This window comes from Actinophytocola oryzae (assembly GCF_004364325.1).
GTDB classification, from domain to species: domain Bacteria; phylum Actinomycetota; class Actinomycetes; order Mycobacteriales; family Pseudonocardiaceae; genus Actinophytocola; species Actinophytocola oryzae.
Genome location: NZ_SOCP01000012.1, coordinates 165,115 through 184,406, shown reverse-complemented (window position 1 = coordinate 184,406; position 19,292 = coordinate 165,115). Strand labels below are relative to the sequence as shown.

Here is a 19,292-nt window from a genome sequence, read left to right as displayed (position 1 = left end):
TCAGTTGCCTCCGTCCGAGATACCGACCGACTGGAGCGTTGCGTCCATCGTCGGGGTGATCACGTCGAGCACCGGCTTCGGGTAGAACCCGATGCCGATGACCAGGATCATGAGCGGGGCCAACACCAGCTTCTCCCGACCGGACAGGTCGAGGATCGCCCTGCGGGCACCGACTTCCGGCGCGATCGCGGTGCCGGGACCGCCGGTCACGTCCACCAGCGCGTTGCCGCGGACCGGGCCGTGGAACACCCGCTGGTAGAGCCACAGCACGTACACCGCGGCGAGGACCATGCCGACCGTCGCGATGATCGTGAACACCGGCTCCCGGCCGTACGAACCGATCAGCACCAGGAACTCCGAGATGAAGGAGTTCGTGCCGGGCAGCGACAGCGAGGCGAGACCGGCAAGCAGGAACACACCCGCGAGCGCGGGGGTGATCTTCGCGAGACCGCCGTAGTCGGCGATCAGCGACGAGCCGCCACGCGCGATCACCATGCCGATGACCAGGATCAGCATGCCGGTCGAGATCGAGTGGTTGACCATGTAGGACACCGCGCCGACCTCGGACTGCTGCGAGAACGCGAAGATCCCGAGCGCGATGAAACCGAAGTGGGCGATCGACACGTACGCGATGAACCGCTTCATGTCGCGCTGTCCCGTGGCGAGCACGGCGCCGTAGAGGACACCGGCGACACCCATGACCAGCACCAGCGGTGCGAGCGAGCGGGACGCGTCGGGAGTCATCGGCAGCAGGTAGCGCAGGAAGCCGAACGTGCCGACCTTGTCCAGGATGCCGACCAGGATGACCGCGACGCCGATCGGCGCCTCGGCCGCCGCGTCCGGCAGCCACGTGTGCAGTGGCACCAGTGGCGCCTTCACCGCGAACGCGAGGAAGAAGCCGAGGAAGATCCAGACCTGGTTCGACAGCGGCGCGTCCGACACGACCCGCACCAGCGTCGCCCAGTCGAACGTGCCGGAGCCCAGCTTCTCGGAGGAGAGCGAGTAGGCGCCGATCGCCGACGCCAGCATGATCAGGCCGCCGAGGAACGAGTACAGGAAGAACTTGACCGCCGCGTACTGCCGCCTGGCGCCGCCGTAGTTCCCGATGAGGAAGTACATCGGGATCAGCATGACCTCGAACAGCACGTAGAACAGGAACACGTCGGTCGCCGCGAACACGCCGACCGCGATGGTCTGCTGCAGCAGGATCAGCGACAGGTACCCGCCCTGCGAGCGCTCGGCAGGCAGCTTCTCGGTCCAGCCCGCGCCGATCACGACCGGCACCAGCAGGGCGATCACCGCGATCATCACGAGCGCGATGCCGTCGATGCCGAACGAGATGTGCACGCCGAGCGTGGGGATCCAGTCGAACGAGAACGCCTGCTGGAGCCGGGCCCCGGAGGGCTCGTAGGCGATCCAGGAGATCACCGCGACCACGAACTCGACGAGCGAGAACGCGAGCGCCACCTGCTTGGCGAGCTTGTCGTTCTCCCGCAGGAAGGCCACCACGACGGCGCCGACGAGCGGGATCAGCAGGAGCAGTGCCAGAAGGAACGCTCCGGAGGAGGAAGTGCTCACGCGTACCTCACCGCCAGGAAGGCAATCAGTACCAGGATGGAGCCGGCGAGCATGGACGCCGCGTAGGAGCGGACGAACCCGGTCTGGAGCCTGCGCAACCGGCCGGAGCTGCCGCCGAAGCCTGCCGCGATGCCGTTCACGAGCCCGTCGACTCCCTTGTTGTCCACGTACACCAGCGCCCGCGCGAGCCAGGTGCCCGGGCGGGCGACCAGTGTCTCGTTGAGGGCGTTGCCGTACAGGTCCTTGCGTGCCGCGCGGACCGGCCAGGCCACCGGCGACGGCTTGACCACCGGCACCTCGCGGCGGCCGACGACCAGCCACGCGATCAGCACGCCGAGCAGCGACAACGCGATCGTCAGCCACGGGATGAGCGTGTGGTCGATGGCCGTGTGCTCCGGCTCCTGCAGTGTGCCCAGTGTCGGCTTGAGCCAGTCGGCGAGCCGGTCACCGGCGGAGAAGAACCAGCCCGCGCCGATCGAGCCGATCGCCAGGATCGCCATCGGCACCCACATGACCGGGCCGGACTCGTGCGGGTGGAAGTCCCTACCGTCCTCGGACTTCAGCTCCTCCCACCGCTTCTTGCCGAAGAAGGTCATGAACATCAGGCGCGTCATGTAGAAGGCGGTCAGGCCGGCACCCAGCAGTGCGGCGAGCCCGAACGCCCAGCCGCGCCAGCCCTCGGCGCCGAACGCGGCCTCGATGATCGCGTCCTTGGAGAAGAAGCCGGAGAACGGCGGGATGCCGATCAGCGCGAGGTAGCCGAGGCCGAAGGTGGCGAACGTGATCGGCATGACCCGCCACAGCCCGCCGTACTTGCGCATGTCGACCTCGTCGTTCATGCCGTGCATGACCGACCCGGCGCCGAGGAAGAGCCCCGCCTTGAAGAAGCCGTGCGTCAGCAGGTGCATGATGCCGAGCGCGAACCCGAACGGGCCGAGGCCCACGGCCAGCATCATGTAGCCGATCTGGCTGACCGTGGAGTACGCGAGGACCTTCTTGATGTCGTCGTACGCACAGCCGATGATCGACCCGACCAGCAGTGTGACCGCGCCGACGAGCGTGACGACCAGCCTGCCGTCCTCGCTCATCATGTAGATCGGGTTCGACCTGGCCACCAGGTACACGCCCGCGGTGACCATCGTCGCCGCGTGGATCAGGGCCGAGACCGGGGTCGGGCCCTCCATCGCGTCGGGCAACCACGCCTGGAGCGGGACCTGGCCGGACTTGCCGCAGGCACCCAGCAGCAGCAGGATCGTGATCGCGGTGATCGTGGCGGGCGAGAGCTGGTCGAGGTTCGCGAACACCTCGGTGTACTGCGTGGTGCCGAGGTTCGCGAACAGGATGAAGATCGCCAGGGCCAGGCCGACGTCGCCGACCCGGTTCATCAGGAACGCCTTCTTGGCGGCGGTGGCCGCGGACGGGCGGTTCGTGTACCAGCCGATCAGCAGGTAGGACGCGAGACCCACGCCCTCCCAGCCGAGGTAGAGCGTCACGAAGCTGTTGCCGAGCACCAGGATCAGCATCGCGGCGACGAACAGGTTGAAGTACCCGAAGAACCGCCGCCGGTCGGGGTCGTCGGCCATGTAGCCGACCGAGTAGATGTGGATCAGCGAGCCGACGCCGGTGATCAGCAGCACGAAGCTGATCGACAGCGGGTCGATGCGCAGTCCGAAGTCGACCTGGAGGTTGCCGACCGGGATCCAGTCGAAGACGTGCAGGTTCTGCACCCGCTCGCCCTCCTCGAGCCTGGTGGAGGAGAAGAAGAGGATCGCGCCGTACACGAACGACGCGATGACGGTCAGGCAGCCGAGCAGGTGGCCCCACGCGTCGGTGGCCTTGCCGCCGAACAGCAGGACGGCGGCCCCGATCAGCGGGAAGGCGACCAGCAGCCAGGCGCCGCCTGCCACCCCCGAGGCTTCGTGGACCTGCTGGGCCACGGTGAACGTAGACGACACGGATTACCCCTCAGTACTTCAGCAGGTTGGCGTCGTCCACGGAGGCCGACCGGCGGGTACGGAAGATCGACATGATGATCGCGAGCCCGACGACCACCTCGGCCGCGGCCACCACCATCACGAAGAAGGCCATGATCTGCCCGTCGAGCGAACCGTTGATCCGCGCGAAGGTGACCAGCGAAAGGTTGACCGCGTTCAGCATCAGCTCGATGCACATGAACACGACGATCGCGTTGCGCCGGACCAGCACACCCACCGCGCCGATGGTGAACAGCAGGGCCGACAGCAGCAGGTAGACGGTTGGGGTCATCAGGCGTCCCCTTCCCTGGTTGGGTTCAGCGCTCGGGCTTCGGCCGGTGCGGTGCCCGCGACGGCCCTGCGGTCCTCGTCGAACCTGTCCGCTGCGGCCGACTCGATGAGCGCCGACAGCGACTCGGGTGCGATCGAGCCGTCCGGCAGGAGCGCGGGGGTGGCGACCGAGGTCGACGTGGCGAACACGCCGGGACCGGGCAGCGGCGACGGGCGGTCGTGCTCGCCGCGGAAGCGGGCCTCGACCAGCTCCCGCTGGGTCTTGCGGCCCCGGGTGTGCCGGTCGACGTACCCGAGGACCATCGCGCCGACGGCCGCGGTGATCAGCAGTGCGGAGGTCAGCTCGAAGGGGAACAGCCAGTCGGTGAAGATCGACCGGCCGATGTTCTCGACGTTCCCGTTGCCGCCGTTGGCCTCGGTGCCCTGCAGCCCGACCGGGGTGACCGAGGTGAACGAGCGGGCGACCGCGGTGACCACCAGCACGGCGAGGCCGATGCCGAGGATCGTGGCCATCAGCCGCTGTCCTCGCAGGACCTCGACCACCGAGTCGGAGGAGTCCCGCCCGACCAGCATCAACACGAACAGGAACAGCATCATGATCGCGCCGGTGTAGACGATGATCTGCACGAAGCCGAGGAACGGCGCCTGCTGGACCATGTACAGGATCCCGAGCGACAGCATCGTCAGCACCAGGAACAGCGCCGAGTGCACCGCGTTGCGGGCGAAGATCATGCCGAGCGCACCGAGCAGCGCCAGCGGGCCGAGCACCCAGAACGAGATGGCCTCACCCGTGGACATGTGGTTCTGGACGTCCTGGGCGAGAACCAGCGCGGAGTCCATCGTCATTTGACTTCCTCCTTGGTCGCGTCCGGGTAGCCCCACTTGCGCGCGAGCCGCGGCGCGTCGACGTAGTAGTCCTTCTCGTCGTCGCCGAGGCGCATCGGGTGCGGAGGCTGCTCCATCCCCTTCATCAGGGGCGCCATCAGGTCTTCCTTGGTCCAGATCAGGTCCTGGCGGTTGTCGTTGGCCAGCTCGTACTCGTTGACCATGGTCAGCGAGCGGGTCGGGCAGGCCTCGATGCACAGGCCGCAGCCGATGCACCGCAGGTAGTTGATCTGGTAGTCCTTGCCGTAGCGCTCACCCGGGGAGTAACGCTCCTCCTCGGTGTTGTCGCCACCCTCGACGAAGATCGCGTCCGCCGGGCAGGCCCACGCGCACAGCTCGCAGCCGACGCACTTCTCCAGCCCGTCGGGGTGCCGGTTGAGCTGGTGGCGGCCGTGGTAGCGCGGCGCGGCGGGCGCACCGGCCTCCGGGTACTCCTCGGTGACGACCTTCTTGAACATCGTCGAGAAGGTGACGCCGAAGCCCTTGAACGGATCAAACATCGCCATCGGTGGACTCCTTCTCCTGCGCCGTGCCGACGGCGGCCCGCTGGCGGCGGCGCTCCCGGCCGCGGACGGCCTTGCGCTTCGGGGGCTCGGGGATCTGCAGGTCCAGCGGTGGCACCGGATAGCCCCCACCCGTGATCGGCACGCGGTCCTCGTCGTCCTCGACCTTGCGGTCCGGCAGGAGCAGGGACAGCAGGATCAGGATGAGGATCGCGCCACCGCCCAGGAAGATCCACTGCCCCGCGGAGACCTCGTTCTCGTTGCGCACCGCGCGTACCGCGACGACGAGCACGATCCAGACGAGGTTGGCCGGGACCAGGACCTTCCAGCCGATCTTCATGAACTGGTCGTAGCGGAAGCGCGGCAGCGTCGCGCGGGCCCAGATGAAGCAGAACAGCAGCACGAAGGTCTTGGCGAAGAACCAGAGGACCGGCCACCAGCCCGTGTTGAAGTAGTTGTGGTTGATCAGCGAGATCGGCCACGGCGCCATGTACCCGCCGAGGAACAGCGTGGTCGCGAACGCCGAGACGATCACCATGTTGACGTACTCGGCGAGGAAGAACAGCGCGAACTTCATCGAGCTGTACTCGGTGTGGAAGCCGCCGACCAGCTCCGACTCCGCCTCGGGCAGGTCGAACGGTGCGCGGTTGGTCTCGCCGACCATCGACACCAGGTAGATCAGGAAACTCGGGATCAGCAGGTAGAAGTACCAGCCGCCCTGTTGCGCGTCGACGATGTGGCCGGTGGACAGCGACCCCGCGTACAGCACCACCGCGACGATCGACAGGCCCATCGCGATCTCGTAGGAGATCACCTGTGCCGCCGAGCGCAGCCCGCCGAGCAGCGGGTAGGGCGACCCGGACGCCCAGCCCGCGAGCACGATGCCGTACACGCCGAGCGAGGAGCAGGCCAGGACCACGAGCACGCCGACCGGCAGGTCGACCAGCTGCAGCACCGTCTCCTCGCCGAAGATCGACACCTTCGGGCCGACCGGCATCACGGAGAACGCGAGCAGCGCGGGGATGGTCGCGATGACCGGGGCCAGGAAGTAGACCTTCCGGTCCGCGCTGTTCGGGATGATCTGCTCCTTGAACGGGAGCTTGATCGCGTCCGCGAGGGACTGCAGCAGGCCGAACGGGCCGACCCGGTTGGGGCCCGGGCGCTGCTGCATGCGGCCGATGACCTTGCGCTCACCGACGATCAGACCGATGGTCATGATCGGTCCGATGAGGAGCACGACCACGACCTTGATCAGGATCAGCCAGATCGGGTCGTCGGCCAGTAGTGCAGCCCTGTCCATGCTCACTCGCCTCCTGTACTACCGGTGAGCAGGTTCTCCGCGCTGACGGAAACGACGTCGCCGTGTCCGGCCCGCAGTACACGCCGGACCTTCGACGATCCGGAGTTGCCCGGCAGCCAGACCACCCCGTCCGGGAGGTCGGCGTACTCGACCGGCAACGTGATCGAGCCGTGCTCGGTCTTCACCGTGGCCGTACCGTTGACACCGAAGCGCGCCGCGGTCTCCGGGTTGAGCCGGACCACCGCCGGGCGCCGGGTGCCTGCCAGGTGCGGCTCGTCGGACTGCATCGTCCCGTTGTCCAGCAGCTGGCGCCAGGTCGCGAGCACCGCCTGCTTCTCGCCGAGGACCGGCGCGGCCACGACCGTCGCGACCGGCAGCGGCGCCTTGCGCAGCACGCCGGACAGCTTGGCCAGGTCACCGGCGGCGGCCCTGGGGGTCTGGGTGAACAGGTCGACGTCCATCTCGACGCCGAGCGTGTCGAGCACCCGGCAGTCCGGCAGCGCGCCGGTGTTCTCCAGCGTGGCGCCGAAGACGCGGCGGCGGCCCTCCCAGTTGAGGAAGGTGCCGGACTTCTCGACCGCCGGGGCGACCGGCAGGACCACGTCGGCGAACTCGGTGACGGCGCTGGCACGCAGCTCCAGGCTGACCACGAAACCCGCCTTGCGCAGGGCTTCCTCGGCAAGCACCGGGTCGGGCAGGTCGTCGACCTCGACGCCGCCGACCAGCAGGCCGTCGAGTGCGCCACCCGCCGCGGCGGCGAGGATGCCGCTGGTGTCCAGGCCCTCGGTGGCAGGCAGCGTGCCTTCCGCGAGGCCCCAGGCCTGCTCGACCTCGGCCCTGGCTGCCGCGTCGGTGACCAGGCGGCCACCGGGCAGCAGCGTCGGGGCGGCACCGGTGTCGAGCGCGGCCCGCTCACCCGCGCGACGCGGGATCCAGGCGAGCCCGGCGCCGGTGACCTCGGCGAGCTTGACCAGTTCCGTCAGCAGGCCCGGGACCTGCGCGGCACGCTCGCCGACCAGGATGACCGCGCCCGGCTTGGACAGTCCCTCCGCGACGTCGGGGGCGTGGGTGACCAGGCCCTCGACCGCGGCGGTCTCGCCACCCGGCTGGCACGCGAGCAGCGTGCCGATGGAGCCCTTGTCCGCGCTGAACGGCCGGATCGTCTTCTCGACGGCCGGTGAGGTCCACTGTCCGATGTGGAAGATCCGCGCGCCGTGCTTGCGGGCCGCCTTGCGCAGCCGCAGGAACACGATCGGCGCCTCTTCCTCCGGCTCGAACGCCACGCACAGCACGGCCGGCGCGGCCTCGATGCCCGCGAAGGTGACCCCGTCCGCGGGCGTCGTGCCGACCACCCGTGAGGCGAGGAAGTCGAGCTCCTCGGCGGAGTGCGGGCGGGCCCGGAAGTCGATGTCGTTGGTGTGCAACGCGATCCGAGCGAACTTGGCGTACGCGTACGCGTCCTCGACGGTCAGCCTGCCGCCGGTGAGGACACCGACGCCCTTGCCGTCACGGGCCTTCGTGAGGCCTTCCGACGCGACGCGCAGCGCGTCGGTCCAGGAGGCCGGGACCAGCTCACCGGTCTCCGCGTCGCGCACGAGGGGCCGGGTGATCCGGTCGCCCGCGTTGACGTACCGGAACGCGAAGCGGCCCTTGTCGCAGATCCACTCCTCGTTGACGTCCGGGTCCTCGGCGGCGAGCTTGCGCATCACCTTGCCGCGCCGGAAGTCCGTGCGCTCGGCGCACCCTGAGCTGCAGTGCTCGCAGATGCTCGACGTCGACACCAGGTCGAACGGCCGCGACCGGAACCGGTACGCGGCGCTGGTGAGCGCGCCGACCGGGCAGATCTGGATCGTGTTGCCGGAGAAGTAGGACTGGAACGGCTTGTTCTCCGCGATGCCGATCTGCTGGTGCGCGCCGCGCTCGAGCAGGTCGATGAACGGGTCGCCCGCGATCTGGTCGGAGAAGCGGGTGCAGCGCTGGCAGAGCACGCACCGCTCGCGGTCCAGCAGGACCTGCGTGGACACCGGGATCGGCTTGGCAAAGGTCCGTTTGGCCTCGACGAACCGGGAGTCCGTGCGGCCGTGTGCGAGGGCCTGGTTCTGCAGCGGGCACTCGCCGCCCTTGTCGCAGATCGGGCAGTCCAGCGGGTGGTTGATGAGCAGCAGCTCCATCACACCCTGCTGGGCCTTGTCCGCGACCGGCGAGGTCAGCTGCGTCTTGACCACCATGCCGTCGGCGACGGTGATGGTGCAGGAGGCCTGCGGCTTGGGCATCGGCCGCCCACCCATCTCGACCTCGACCAGGCACTGGCGGCAGGCGCCCGCCGGGTCGAGGAGCGGGTGGTCGCAGAACCGGGGGATCACGGTGCCGAGGCGCTCCGCCGTGCGGATCAGCAGCTCGCCCTTCGGCGCGATGACCTCGACCCCGTCGATGGTCAGTTTGACGTGTCCCTCGGGTACCACCGTGGGCTTTTCTTCGATGGCAGTCATTTACTGGGCTCCCGCAAGCGCAGGGGTGGACTTGTTCTGGTCGCACAGCGCGAGGAACTCGTCCCGGAAGTACTTGATGCCGCTCTGGATCGGGCTGACCGCGCCGTCACCCAGCGCGCAGAACGAGCGGCCGAGGATGTTGTCGCAGACGTCGAGCAGCGTCTCGATGTCGGACTCGGTGCCCCTGCCGTCGACCATCCGCTCGAGGATGCCCGCGAGCCAGTACGTGCCCTCACGGCACGGGGTGCACTTGCCGCAGGACTCGTGCTCGTAGAACTGCGTCCACTTCATCACGGCCCACGGCACGGAGACGGTCTCGTTGAACACCATCACCGCGGTGGTGCCCAGGATCGAGCCCGCCTCGACGGCGCCCTCGAAGTCCAGCGGCACGTCGAGGTGCTCGGTGGTGAACATCGGCGTCGAGGACCCGCCCGGCGTCCAGAACTTCAGCGGGATGCCGTCCTTCATGCCACCGGCCAGCTCCAGGAGCTGGCGCAGCGTCGTGCCGAGCGGCGCCTCGTACTGGCCGGGCCTCTCGACGTGACCGGAGATCGAGTAGATCTTCGGACCGGGTGAGCGCTCGGAGCCCATGGTGCGGAACCAGTCCGCGCCACCGTTGACGATGAACGGCACGGACGCGATGGTCTCGACGTTGTTGACCGTGGTCGGCGCCGCGTAGAGCCCGGCGGCCGCGGGGAACGGCGGCTTGAGGCGGGGCTGGCCGCGGCGGCCCTCGAGCGAGTCGAGGAGCGCGGTCTCCTCACCGCAGATGTACGCGCCGGCACCGGCGTGCACGGTGATCTCCAGGTCGAAGCCGGTGCCGAGGATGTCGGCGCCGACGTACCCGGCGGCACGTGCCTCGCGGACCGCCGCGTTGAGGCGGCGGATGCAGTGCGGGACCTCGCCGCGCACGTAGATGAAGGCGTGGTGCGACCGCATCGCGTACGCGGCGATGACCACGCCCTCGATCAGCGAGTGCGGGTCCGCCATCATCAGCGGGATGTCCTTGCAGGTGCCCGGCTCGCCCTCGTCGGCGTTGATGACGAGGTAGTGCGGCTTGTCCTCGTTGGGCGGCATGAAGGACCACTTCACGCCTGCCGGGAAGCCCGCGCCGCCACGGCCACGCAGCCCGGAGTCCTTGACCAGCTGGACGAGCTGCTCCGGCGTGCCCGCGAGTGCCTTGCGCAGTGCGGTGTAGCCCTCGAGCTGCTCGTAGGTGTCGAGGCGCCAGGAGTTCGGGGACAGCCAGCGCTTCGTGAGCACCGGGGTCACCGGGTCGGGACGGTTCTCGGTGGATGTCATTTCTTCTCGACCTCCGGAAGCTCCGGCGCCTTCTCCGGCATGGCGGGGGCGGTCCAGCCCCGGTCCGCGGCCAGCTGTGCGCCACGCAGGGTCTCCACCGCGGCGGACGGGCCGTCGATCCTGCCGCGGAACTCCGCGTCGTCCTCGGGGTAGAAACCGGCCAGCTCCAGCTCGACCGTGCGCAGGTCGGTGAGCGGTGCGCCCCGCGTCGGCGCGGGCTTCTCGCCGCGGCGCAGGGCGTCGACCAGCTCGACCGCCGACTCGGGCGTCTGGTTGTCGTAGAACTCGTAGTTGACCTGCAGCACCGGACCGAGGTCGCAGGCCGCGAGGCACTCGGCGTGCTCCAGCGTGATGGAGCCCGTCTCGCCGGGGGTGCCGGAGGTGTCCTCGTGCTTGAGCGGGCTGCCGTCGTTGGACAGGTGCTTCTGCAGGCGCTCGTAGATCGCGTCGCCGCCGAGCACCGCGCACAGCGTGTTGGTGCAGACGCTCACGAGGTGCTCGCCGCACGGCTTGCGCTTGTACATCGTGTAGAAGGTGGCGACCGCGGAGACCTCGGCGTTGGACAGCTCCAGCTGCTGTGCGCAGAACTGGATGCCCGCCTGGCTCACGTAGCCCTCGACCGACTGCACCAGGTGCAGCATCGGCAACAGCGCCGACCGCGACTCCGGGTAGGTGGCGATCTGCACCTGTGCCTTGGCGATGACGTCCGGGCCGAACACGGAGAGGTCCGGCATGGCCGGCTCGACCAGCGCCCTGGTCTCCTCCGGGCTCACCGCGGAGGTGGCGATCACGTCCGTGTCGGGGCCCGTGGCGGCGTGGGTCTCCCCCGCGCCGACGCTGGAACCGCCATACGTGGAGCCGGTGTTGAGTGGTTGGTTCACGACCGCGCCTCGCTCTCTCCTCGCAGGCTCCGAGAGACCGGCGCTGGTCGTGGTGTCTGATGGTTCACTCCGCAAGCTCCGTTCACCGGTCAACCCCTCCCATCACCGGGTCGATCGAGGCGATCGCCGCGATGACGTCAGCGACCAGGCCGCCCTCCGACATCGCGGGCATCGACTGCAGGTTCACGAAGCTGGGTTCGCGGACGTGGACCCGCAGCGGGCGGGTGCCACCGTCGGACACCAGGTGGTAGCCCAGTTCGCCGCGTGGCGACTCGATCGGCACGTACACCTGGCCTGGCGGCACCTGGAAGCCCTCGGTCACCAGCTTGAAGTGGTGGATCAGGGCCTCCATGGACTGGCCCATGATCTTGCGGACGTGGTCGAGGGAGTTGCCCATGCCGTCCGCGCCGATGGCGAGCTTCGCGGGCCACGCGACCTTGCCGTCGGCGACCATGACCGGGCCCGGCTCGATCTTCTTCAGGCACTGGTTGATGATCCGCAGCGACTGGTGCATCTCCTCGACCCGCAGCAGGTACCGCGCGTAGGCGTCCGCCGCGTTGGAGGTGGGCACCTCGAACTGGTAGTCCTCGTAGCCGAGGTAGGGCTCGGTCTTGCGCAGGTCCCACGGCAGGCCCGCCGACCGCAGGATCGGTCCGGTGACGCCGAGCGCGAGGCACGCGTCGACCGGCAGGTAGCCGATGCCCTTGAGGCGGTTCTTCCAGATCGGCTGGCCGGTCAGCAGCTTGTCGTACTCGGGGAGCCGCTTGTGCATGACCTTGACGAAGTCACGGACGACCTGCTCGAAGCCCTCCGGCATGTCCTGGGCGACGCCACCGGGACGGATGAACGCGTGGTTCATGCGCAGGCCGGTCAGGTACTCCAGGAGGTGCAGGCACTCCTCGCGCTCGCGGAAGCCCGCGGTCATGGCGGTCATCGCACCCAGCTCCATGCCACCGGTGGCCAGCGCCACCAGGTGCGAGGAGATGCGGTTGATCTCCAGGAGCATGACCCGGATGACCTGCGCGCGGATCGGTGCCTCGATGCCGAGCAGCTTCTCGACGGCCAGGCAGTAGGCGGCCTCGTTGGACAGCGGCGCGAGGTAGTCCATGCGCGTCACGAACGTGACGCCCTGGGTCCAGGTGCGGTACTCGCAGTTCTTCTCGATGCCGGTGTGCAGGTAGCCGATGACCGACCTGGCCTGCGTGACCGTCTCGCCCTCGAGCTCCAGCACCAGCCGCAGCACGCCGTGCGTCGACGGGTGCTGCGGACCCATGTTGATGATGATCCGCTCGTCGTGGATCGCGTCCTCGAGAGCGGAGTCCCAGTCGCCGCCGGTGACGTTGTAGATCCGGCCCTCTGTCGTCTCGCGGTCGCTCGCGTAGGTCTGGGGCCGACCCGAGTCGGCCTTGGTCCCGGTGGTGACGTCGCTGAGGTTCTCGGTCATGAGTACGACCTCCGCTGGTCGGGCGGTGGGATCTCCGCGCCCTTGTATTCCACGGGGATGCCGCCCAGTGGGTAGTCCTTGCGCTGTGGGTGGCCGTCCCAGTCGTCCGGCATGAGGATCCTGGTGAGCGCCGGGTGGCCGTCGTAGACGATGCCGAACATGTCCCAGGTCTCGCGTTCCTGCCAGTCGGCGGTCGGGTAGACCTCCACGACCGACGGGCAGTGCGGCTGGCCGTCCTCTTCGCCGTTCCAGTCGATGGCGACCTCGAGCCGGATGCGGCGGCGCCAGGTCATCGACGTGAGGTGGTAGACCGAGTGCAGCCGCTGCGGCACGCCGACGCCGTAGTCCACGGCGGACACCGAGCTGCACAGCTCGAAGCGCAGCGCCTGGTCGTCACGCAGCATCTTGCAGAGCCGTACGAGGTGGTCCGGGTGCACGTAGTAGGTGATCTCGCCTCGGTCGACCGTGACCTGCAGGATCGATTCCGCCGGGATGCTCCGGTCCCGCATGGCGCTGAGCATCTGGTCCGTGAACTCGTCGAACCAGCCGCCGTAGGGCCGCTCGGCCGGGGCGGCGACGTGGGCGGGCAGCCGCAGGCCGCCGAAGCCTGAGGTGTCGCCGGAGCCGGACACGTTGAACATGCCCTTGCGGCTCTTGCCGGTGACCAGCGGGTCGCCCGAGGTGCGCAGCACCTCGCCGGACTTGGGCAGCGCGTCCTCGGTCGTGGGGCGCAGCTCGGTGTCGGCGGGTCGCTCCGCGCCCGAGTGCTCGTCGCCGGGCGGTGGTGTGGTGGGTTCGTCAGCCATCGTTCAGTTCACTTCTTCGCGTACTTGACGGAGGAGGCGATCATCTCGGTCCGCCTGCCCTCGGCCTCACGCAGCGCCGCACGGCGGGCGTTGAGCGGCTCGTCGGCGATCTTGGCGTGCAGCTTGAGGATCGCGTCGAGCAGCATCTCGGGGCGGGGCGGGCAGCCGGGCAGGTACATGTCGACGGGGACTATGTGGTCGACGCCCTGGACGACCGCGTAGTTGTTGAACATCCCGCCTGACGACGCGCAGACGCCCATGGCCAGGACCCACTTGGGCTCGGCCATCTGGTCGTAGATCTGGCGCAGCACGGGGGCCATCTTGTTGGTCACGCGCCCCGCGACGATCATCAGGTCCGCCTGGCGCGGCGTGGCGCTGAAGCGCTCCATGCCGAAGCGGCCGATGTCGTAGCGCGGGCCGCCGGTCGTCATCATCTCGATGGCGCAGCAGGCCAGGCCGAACGTGGCCGGCCACAACGAGTTCTTGCGACCCCAGTTGACCAGCTTCTCGAGGCTGGCCAGCAGGATCCCGTTGGGAAGCTTTTCCTCTAGTCCCATTGTTCGCCTCCCCCGTCAGTTCCAGTCGAGCCCGCCGCGCCGCCACACGTATGCGTAGGCGAAGCCGAGCGTCGCGATGAACAAGAAGATCTCCACCAGCCCGAACAACCCGAGCGCGTCGGCCGAGACCGCGAACGGGTAGAGGAACACCATCTCGATGTCGAACAGGATGAAGAGCATCGCCGTCAGGTAGTACGCCACCGGCACTCGCCCGCCGCCGACGACCGGCTGCGGGCTGGGCTCGATGCCGCACTCGTAGGCCTCCAGCTTGGCCTTGTTGTAGCGCTTGGGGCCGACAAGGGGCCCGAGCAGTGCGGAGAACGCCGCGAACGCCGCGGCGAGCACGAAGAGCAGGACCAGAGGGAGGTAGCTCCCCAGCCCTGCGGAGACGTTCTCGTTCTGTGCTACAGATGTGCTGACAGCCGCGAGTGACACTTCGCCAGTCCTTTCCCGGTGAGCGGAGCTTGCGGAGCTCACCATCACCACCGCCCGTCGGGCACCTTATGGGTCTTCCCGACGCTGCTCCGGGTTAGGCATGCCTAACCCGGGCCTTGTGAAAATCTTCACAAGCTCCCGCAAGCTTCGAGTGAAGCGATTCACAAGGCCGGGGCTCAGTGTAGAACTCGTAAAATCCGCCTGTAACACAGGCTGGCGGGTTCCCGGAACGCACTCCCGGCTCCTCGGCCGGACGCCGGTTTCCCACCCGATGGTGTGAGTCCTACCGCGACGTTCTCCACAACAGGTCGCGACCGCGCGGCGACATGACCTCGGCGTTCAGGCCGCGACCGCGGCAGGCTCGGGGCCGGTCAGCTCACGGGCCTTCCGCAGCGGCGAGAACATGATCGGCACCCACACCAGGGCGATGGCCGTCGCACCCGCCGCCACGGCCGCTCGCGGGGACGCCACCTCGCCGATCACCCCCGCCGCGGCCGCGCCGAGTGCCAGCGCGCCCATCAGCACGAAACGGAACGACGCCGTCATCCTGCCGAGCAGCCGGTCCGGCGTCACCGTCTGGCGGAAGCTCACCAGCACCACGTTGTTCGAGCCGGACATCGCGGTCACCACCACCCAGCCCGCGCCCGCGAGCCACAGGCGCGGCCCCTCCGCCACGAACGGCATGCCGAACCCGCACGGCGCGGCCACCAGCGAGCCGATCAGCGACAGCCTGCCCGCACCGACCAACGCCGCCAAGCGCCTGGCCAGGAGCGATCCCGCGAGCGTGCCGATCCCACCCGAGGCGAGGAAGAGCCCCAGCACCGCGGGCGAGACCTTCATCTCGTCCACCAGCACCACCGGCAGCATCGTGACGACCAGCACGAAGCCGAGGTTCGCCAGCGCCCCCGACGTCGCGATCGTCCGCAGTACCCGGTGGTGCCAGACGAACGAGATGCCCTCCGTCATGTCCGGCCACAGCCGGGTCGCCGACGGTGCCGGCACGGGTTCGCGGTGGCGCACCCGCAGCACGCACCAGGCCGACACCAGGAAGCTCGCCGCGTCGACCAGCACCGCCACCGGGGCCGTCACCAGCGCGACCAGGTAACCGGCCACGCCGCGGCCCGCGATGTCGTTCACCGCGTCGACGCTGACCAGCCTCGTGTTCGCCGCCAGCAGCGCCGACCGGCCGACCACCTGCGGCACGTAGGACTGGTTGGCCACGTCGAAGAACACCGTGCCGATCCCGCACAGCAGCACCACGACGTACAGCTGCGCCATGTGCAGCACGCCGAACCACCACGCCACCGGGACCGAGCACAGGACCACCGCTCGCCCCACGTCCGCCGTGACCATCACGCCGCGCCTGCGCACGCGGTCGGTCCACGCGCCGGCCGGCAGGCCGATGAGCAGGAACGCGACGGTGCTCAACGTGGCGAGCAGGCCGACCTCCCCCGGCGTCGCGTCCAGCGCGGTGACGGCGATCAGGGGTGTGGCCACGTAGCCGACGGACGTGCCGAGACGGCTGACCGCGGCCGCGGCGAAGAGCAGGTGGAAGTCACGGTTCACGTGCCAGAAGGTCACACGCGCCACCGGCCACCACCGACTGATTTAGGCTCAGCTGAATGTTGGAGCTGTCCTTCACCGCGGCGGACGTGGCCTACACGCGGTTCGCGTTCTCACCGCTGTGGGAGGTCGTGGCCTCGGTGCTCGTGCTGAAGGGCGAGCTGGGGCACGACATCCACACCCGCTGGACGGCACAGGCGGCCGGACGTCTCGACGGCTTCGACTGGCACCTGCTCGGCGACCTCGTCGTCCCGAGGGCGCGGGTGATCCCCGGCTTCGTCTGCCCGCCGCCGACCTCTCCCCTGCCCGACCTCGACGCCGAGCTGGCCACGCTCCGGGTCACCCCTCGGGACCAGATCGTCGGGGAGTTGGCGGCGATCCCGGCCATCACGACCGAGCCACCGGACGCGGCTGCGCTGGCCGACGTCATCCGGGAGTACTGGGACCGCGCGCTCGCGCCCTTCTGGCCGCGGATCCAGACCCTGCTGGAGGCCGACGTGCAGTACCGGGCCAGACGGCTGACCACTGGCGGCGCGTCCGCGTTGTTCGCCGACCTCAACCCGGCGGTGCGGTGGGAGGACGACCGGCTGCGGATCGACCACCCGAGGCTCTCCGCACGCAGGGGGCTGCGGGGCAAGGGGCTGTTGCTCGTGCCGTCGGCGTTCGCGTGGCCGAGGGTCTTCTCGATCACCGTGCCGGGTTGGCAACCGACCCTGCGGTACCCACCGAGGGGTGTCGCCGAGCTGTGGTCGCCACGGAAGGTGACACCGAGCAGGGCGCTCGTCGGCGTGTTCGGCACGACCCGCGCACGGCTGCTGGCCGAGCTGGACAACCCGGCGTCCACGAAGGACCTCGCGCAGCGGACCGGCCTGACCCCAGGCGGGGTGAACCAGCACCTCACCGCGTTGAAGGAGGCCGGGCTCGTGTCGTCACACCGGGTGGGACGGTTCGTGCTCTACGCGCGGACGGCGGTCGCGGAGACCCTGCTCCGGACATGACGGAGGGGACGCCCTGTCCGTACGACAGAACGTCCCCTCGATGTCACTCCGAGACTAGTCGGAGTTCAAGTAGTACAGCAGTCGCAGGATCTCCAGGTACAGCCAGACCAGCGTGGTCATGAGGCCGAAGGCCGCGTACCAGGCCCACTTGGACGGCATGCCCGAGCGGATCATCTGGTCGGCCATGTCGAAGTCGAGCAGGAAGTTGAACGCCGCGATGCCGATCACGATGATCGAGAAGACGATCGACATCGTGCCGCCGCCGCGCAGCGGGTTGAGGCCGAAGAACGACGTGATCAGGTTGATCAGCATCAGGGCGCCCGCGGCGATGGTCGCGCCGATGATCCACTTGGTCAGCTTCGGGGTGACCTTGACGGCACCCGTCTTGTAGACCACGAGCATCACGATGAACACCAGCGCGGTGCCGAGGATGGCCTGCAGCGCGATGCCGGGCACGAGGTACTCGAACACACCCGTGAGCGCGCCGAGGAAGAGTCCCTCGGCGGCCGAGTAGCCGAGCACGAGCCCCGCACTGGGCTTCTGCTTGAAGATGACGATGAGCGACAGCACGAGGCCGACGATCATGCCGATGATCATCGGCGGGAACGGGCTGATCGTCTCGGTCAGCACGGCGAAGGCGGTGATGATGCCGATGACCAGCGCGAGGCCGAGGGTCAGCGCGGTCTTGGTGACCACGTCGTCGACCGTCATGGGTCGCTCGGACGCGGTCGGCGGCGCCTGGTTGTAACCGCCGTATCCCGGCACGTCCGCCTGGGGCTGGGTCTGGAAGCCCGCGTAGCCGCCGCCGAGCCCGCCTCGCGGCAGGTTCCGGAACGCGGGATTACTGGTAGAACGCACTGTTCCTCCTGGGCCTGATGGCTCCTTCACCGGCTTGAACGCTCGACCGCGCCAGTCGGTTCCCGATGAGTAAAACGTACTTTACCCGGCCGTCGTGATCGCCGCGACAAACCCTGCCGGAACACTAACTGTCACGACGCCACGCCGCTTGGGGTCCCCCAACAGGGGCACTACCCTCCGTTAGCCTGACCGGCATCACTGGGGAGGCGCGAGATGAACCGGCGCTGGGGACCGATAGCCACCGGGGTCGCGCTCGCTCTCACCTTCCTCATCCTGGTGCTGCTCGGCACGGCGGGCGGCTCGGACACGCCGGCACAGACCGGTGACGAGCCCGTCGCACAGGGCAAGGCAGCGCCGCCCGCCTGGATGCGCAGGCTCCGGGACGGGGAGAAGCCGCCGCAGTTCGTGTTGTTCTCCTTCGACGGCGCGGGCTCCCACGACCACTGGCAACGCGTCCTCCCGCTCGCCGACAAGGTGAACGCGCACGTCACGGGCTTCCTCTCCGGACTGTACCTGCTCCCCGACCAGCTGCGTGGCACCTACAACGGACCCGGCCACGGCACCGGCCGCGCGTCGATCAGCTTCGGCGGCACCGACGCCGACGTGGCGACCCGTGTCAAGGACCTCAACGCCGCGCTCGCGAGCGGCCACGAGATCGGCACCCACTTCAACGGGCACTTCTGCGCGGGCAACGAGCCGAGCGGCGGCGTCTGGACGGGGGCCGACTGGACCTCCGAGCTCGACCAGTTCTTCGACATCGTCCGCGCGGCGTCCGCACGCGGGTTGCGCGTGCCGGAGACCGAGATCAAGGGCGGCCGGATCCCGTGCCTGGAGGGCGACCCCAACGCGTTCCTGCCGGTCATGGCCGACAGGGCGATGACCTACGACACCAGCCTGACCAGTGACGGCATCGCGTGGCCCTCGCGCAAGGACGGGCTGTGGGAGTTCTGGGTGCCCGTGGTGAAGGTGCCCTCGCTCGGCGGCAGGAAGGTCGTCATGCAGGACTACAACCTCTGGTACGCCATGAACGGCGCGAAGGAGGAGCCCGGCCGCGACGCCGAGCTGACCGCGGACACCCTCGACACGTACCGCGCCGCCTACCAGGCCGCGTACAACACCAACCGCGCGCCGCTCACGATCGGCAACCACTTCAACGACTGGTCGGGTGGCGCGTTCAGCCTGGCGACCGAACAGTTCATGACCGAGGTGTGCGTGCGGGCCAACACGGTGTGCGCGACCTACAGCGAGGTCCTCCGGTGGATGAAGCTGCAGGACCCTGCCGTACTCGACACCTTCCGCGACAAGCCGCGCGCCCAGATCTCGTGAGCGAGGACGGTTCGGTACGAGCCGGCCTCGGGACTCCACCCCGGCGAAAGTCGTCGCAGGCGATGTGTCGAACCGTCCTCGATGGGATGCTGTGCTCCGGCGA

17 protein-coding genes are annotated in these 19,292 nt (G+C 68.9%); 2 read left to right on the top strand and 15 right to left on the bottom strand.

Annotated features, from left to right (window positions below):
- The 14 genes from CLV71_RS29930 to CLV71_RS29865 form a co-directional block, all read right to left on the bottom strand.
- Positions 1–1,578 (bottom strand): NADH-quinone oxidoreductase subunit M, encoded by a 1,578-nt coding sequence (locus CLV71_RS29930; RefSeq protein WP_133906217.1) that lies wholly within the window; start codon positions 1,576–1,578, stop codon positions 1–3.
- A complete protein-coding gene (gene nuoL / locus CLV71_RS29925; RefSeq protein WP_133906343.1) occupies positions 1,575–3,485 on the bottom strand; it encodes an NADH-quinone oxidoreductase subunit L in 1,911 nt (636 codons plus the stop codon). Before nuoL ends, CLV71_RS29930 begins: the two co-directional genes overlap by 4 nt.
- A gap of 58 nt (positions 3,486–3,543) precedes the next feature.
- Complete coding sequence (nuoK, locus tag CLV71_RS29920; RefSeq protein WP_075127779.1) at positions 3,544–3,843, bottom strand: NADH-quinone oxidoreductase subunit NuoK; 300 nt, start codon at positions 3,841–3,843, stop codon at positions 3,544–3,546.
- Positions 3,843–4,688 (bottom strand): NADH-quinone oxidoreductase subunit J, encoded by an 846-nt coding sequence (locus CLV71_RS29915; RefSeq protein ID WP_133906216.1) that lies wholly within the window; start codon positions 4,686–4,688, stop codon positions 3,843–3,845. Before CLV71_RS29915 ends, nuoK begins: the two co-directional genes overlap by 1 nt.
- Positions 4,685–5,233: an NADH-quinone oxidoreductase subunit NuoI gene (nuoI, locus tag CLV71_RS29910; RefSeq protein WP_133906215.1), complete on the bottom strand. Its 549-nt coding sequence runs from the start codon at positions 5,231–5,233 to the stop codon at positions 4,685–4,687. The genes CLV71_RS29915 and nuoI overlap by 4 nt, the downstream gene beginning before the upstream one ends.
- Positions 5,220–6,530: an NADH-quinone oxidoreductase subunit NuoH gene (nuoH, locus tag CLV71_RS29905; RefSeq protein ID WP_133906214.1), complete on the bottom strand. Its 1,311-nt coding sequence runs from the start codon at positions 6,528–6,530 to the stop codon at positions 5,220–5,222. Before nuoH ends, nuoI begins: the two co-directional genes overlap by 14 nt.
- A gap of 2 nt (positions 6,531–6,532) precedes the next feature.
- Positions 6,533–9,019, bottom strand: coding sequence for an NADH-quinone oxidoreductase subunit G (locus CLV71_RS29900; RefSeq protein WP_133906213.1), 2,487 nt, complete (start codon positions 9,017–9,019; stop codon positions 6,533–6,535).
- The gene (gene nuoF, locus CLV71_RS29895; protein WP_133906212.1) at positions 9,020–10,321 is read right to left on the bottom strand and encodes an NADH-quinone oxidoreductase subunit NuoF; all 1,302 of its coding nucleotides are present in this window, start codon (positions 10,319–10,321) and stop codon (positions 9,020–9,022) included.
- Positions 10,318–11,055 (bottom strand): NADH-quinone oxidoreductase subunit NuoE, encoded by a 738-nt coding sequence (nuoE, locus tag CLV71_RS29890; RefSeq protein ID WP_208297818.1) that lies wholly within the window; start codon positions 11,053–11,055, stop codon positions 10,318–10,320. Before nuoE ends, nuoF begins: the two co-directional genes overlap by 4 nt.
- Positions 11,056–11,284: 229 nt before the next feature.
- Entirely contained in the window at positions 11,285–12,646 is a 1,362-nt protein-coding gene (locus CLV71_RS29885; protein WP_133906210.1) for an NADH-quinone oxidoreductase subunit D, read from the bottom strand.
- Complete coding sequence (locus CLV71_RS29880; RefSeq protein WP_133906209.1) at positions 12,643–13,452, bottom strand: NADH-quinone oxidoreductase subunit C; 810 nt, start codon at positions 13,450–13,452, stop codon at positions 12,643–12,645. Before CLV71_RS29880 ends, CLV71_RS29885 begins: the two co-directional genes overlap by 4 nt.
- Before the next feature lie 8 nt (positions 13,453–13,460).
- Positions 13,461–14,009 (bottom strand): NuoB/complex I 20 kDa subunit family protein, encoded by a 549-nt coding sequence (locus CLV71_RS29875; RefSeq protein ID WP_133906208.1) that lies wholly within the window; start codon positions 14,007–14,009, stop codon positions 13,461–13,463.
- 15 nt (positions 14,010–14,024) lie between these two features.
- Positions 14,025–14,444 carry an NADH-quinone oxidoreductase subunit A gene (locus tag CLV71_RS29870; RefSeq protein ID WP_424923918.1) on the bottom strand — a complete coding sequence of 140 codons (420 nt, stop codon included), beginning with the start codon at positions 14,442–14,444 and terminating at the stop codon, positions 14,025–14,027.
- A gap of 339 nt (positions 14,445–14,783) precedes the next feature.
- Positions 14,784–16,034: an MFS transporter gene (locus tag CLV71_RS29865; protein ID WP_133906207.1), complete on the bottom strand. Its 1,251-nt coding sequence runs from the start codon at positions 16,032–16,034 to the stop codon at positions 14,784–14,786.
- A 32-nt stretch (positions 16,035–16,066) separates the two neighbouring features.
- Here CLV71_RS29865 and CLV71_RS29860 point away from each other — a divergent pair, with 32 nt between their 5' ends.
- On the top strand, positions 16,067–17,005 hold the full coding sequence (locus CLV71_RS29860) for an ArsR/SmtB family transcription factor (RefSeq protein WP_133906206.1): 939 nt from the start codon (positions 16,067–16,069) through the stop codon (positions 17,003–17,005).
- A gap of 54 nt (positions 17,006–17,059) precedes the next feature.
- Here the strand turns inward: CLV71_RS29860 and CLV71_RS29855 are convergent, their stop codons facing one another.
- Positions 17,060–17,863, bottom strand: coding sequence for a Bax inhibitor-1/YccA family protein (locus CLV71_RS29855; RefSeq protein WP_133906205.1), 804 nt, complete (start codon positions 17,861–17,863; stop codon positions 17,060–17,062).
- Between the two features lie 213 nt (positions 17,864–18,076).
- On the opposite strand from CLV71_RS29855, the gene CLV71_RS29850 reads away from it, so the two are divergent.
- Positions 18,077–19,189 carry a polysaccharide deacetylase family protein gene (locus CLV71_RS29850; RefSeq protein ID WP_133906204.1) on the top strand — a complete coding sequence of 371 codons (1,113 nt, stop codon included), beginning with the start codon at positions 18,077–18,079 and terminating at the stop codon, positions 19,187–19,189.
- Positions 19,190–19,292 lie beyond the last annotated feature (103 nt).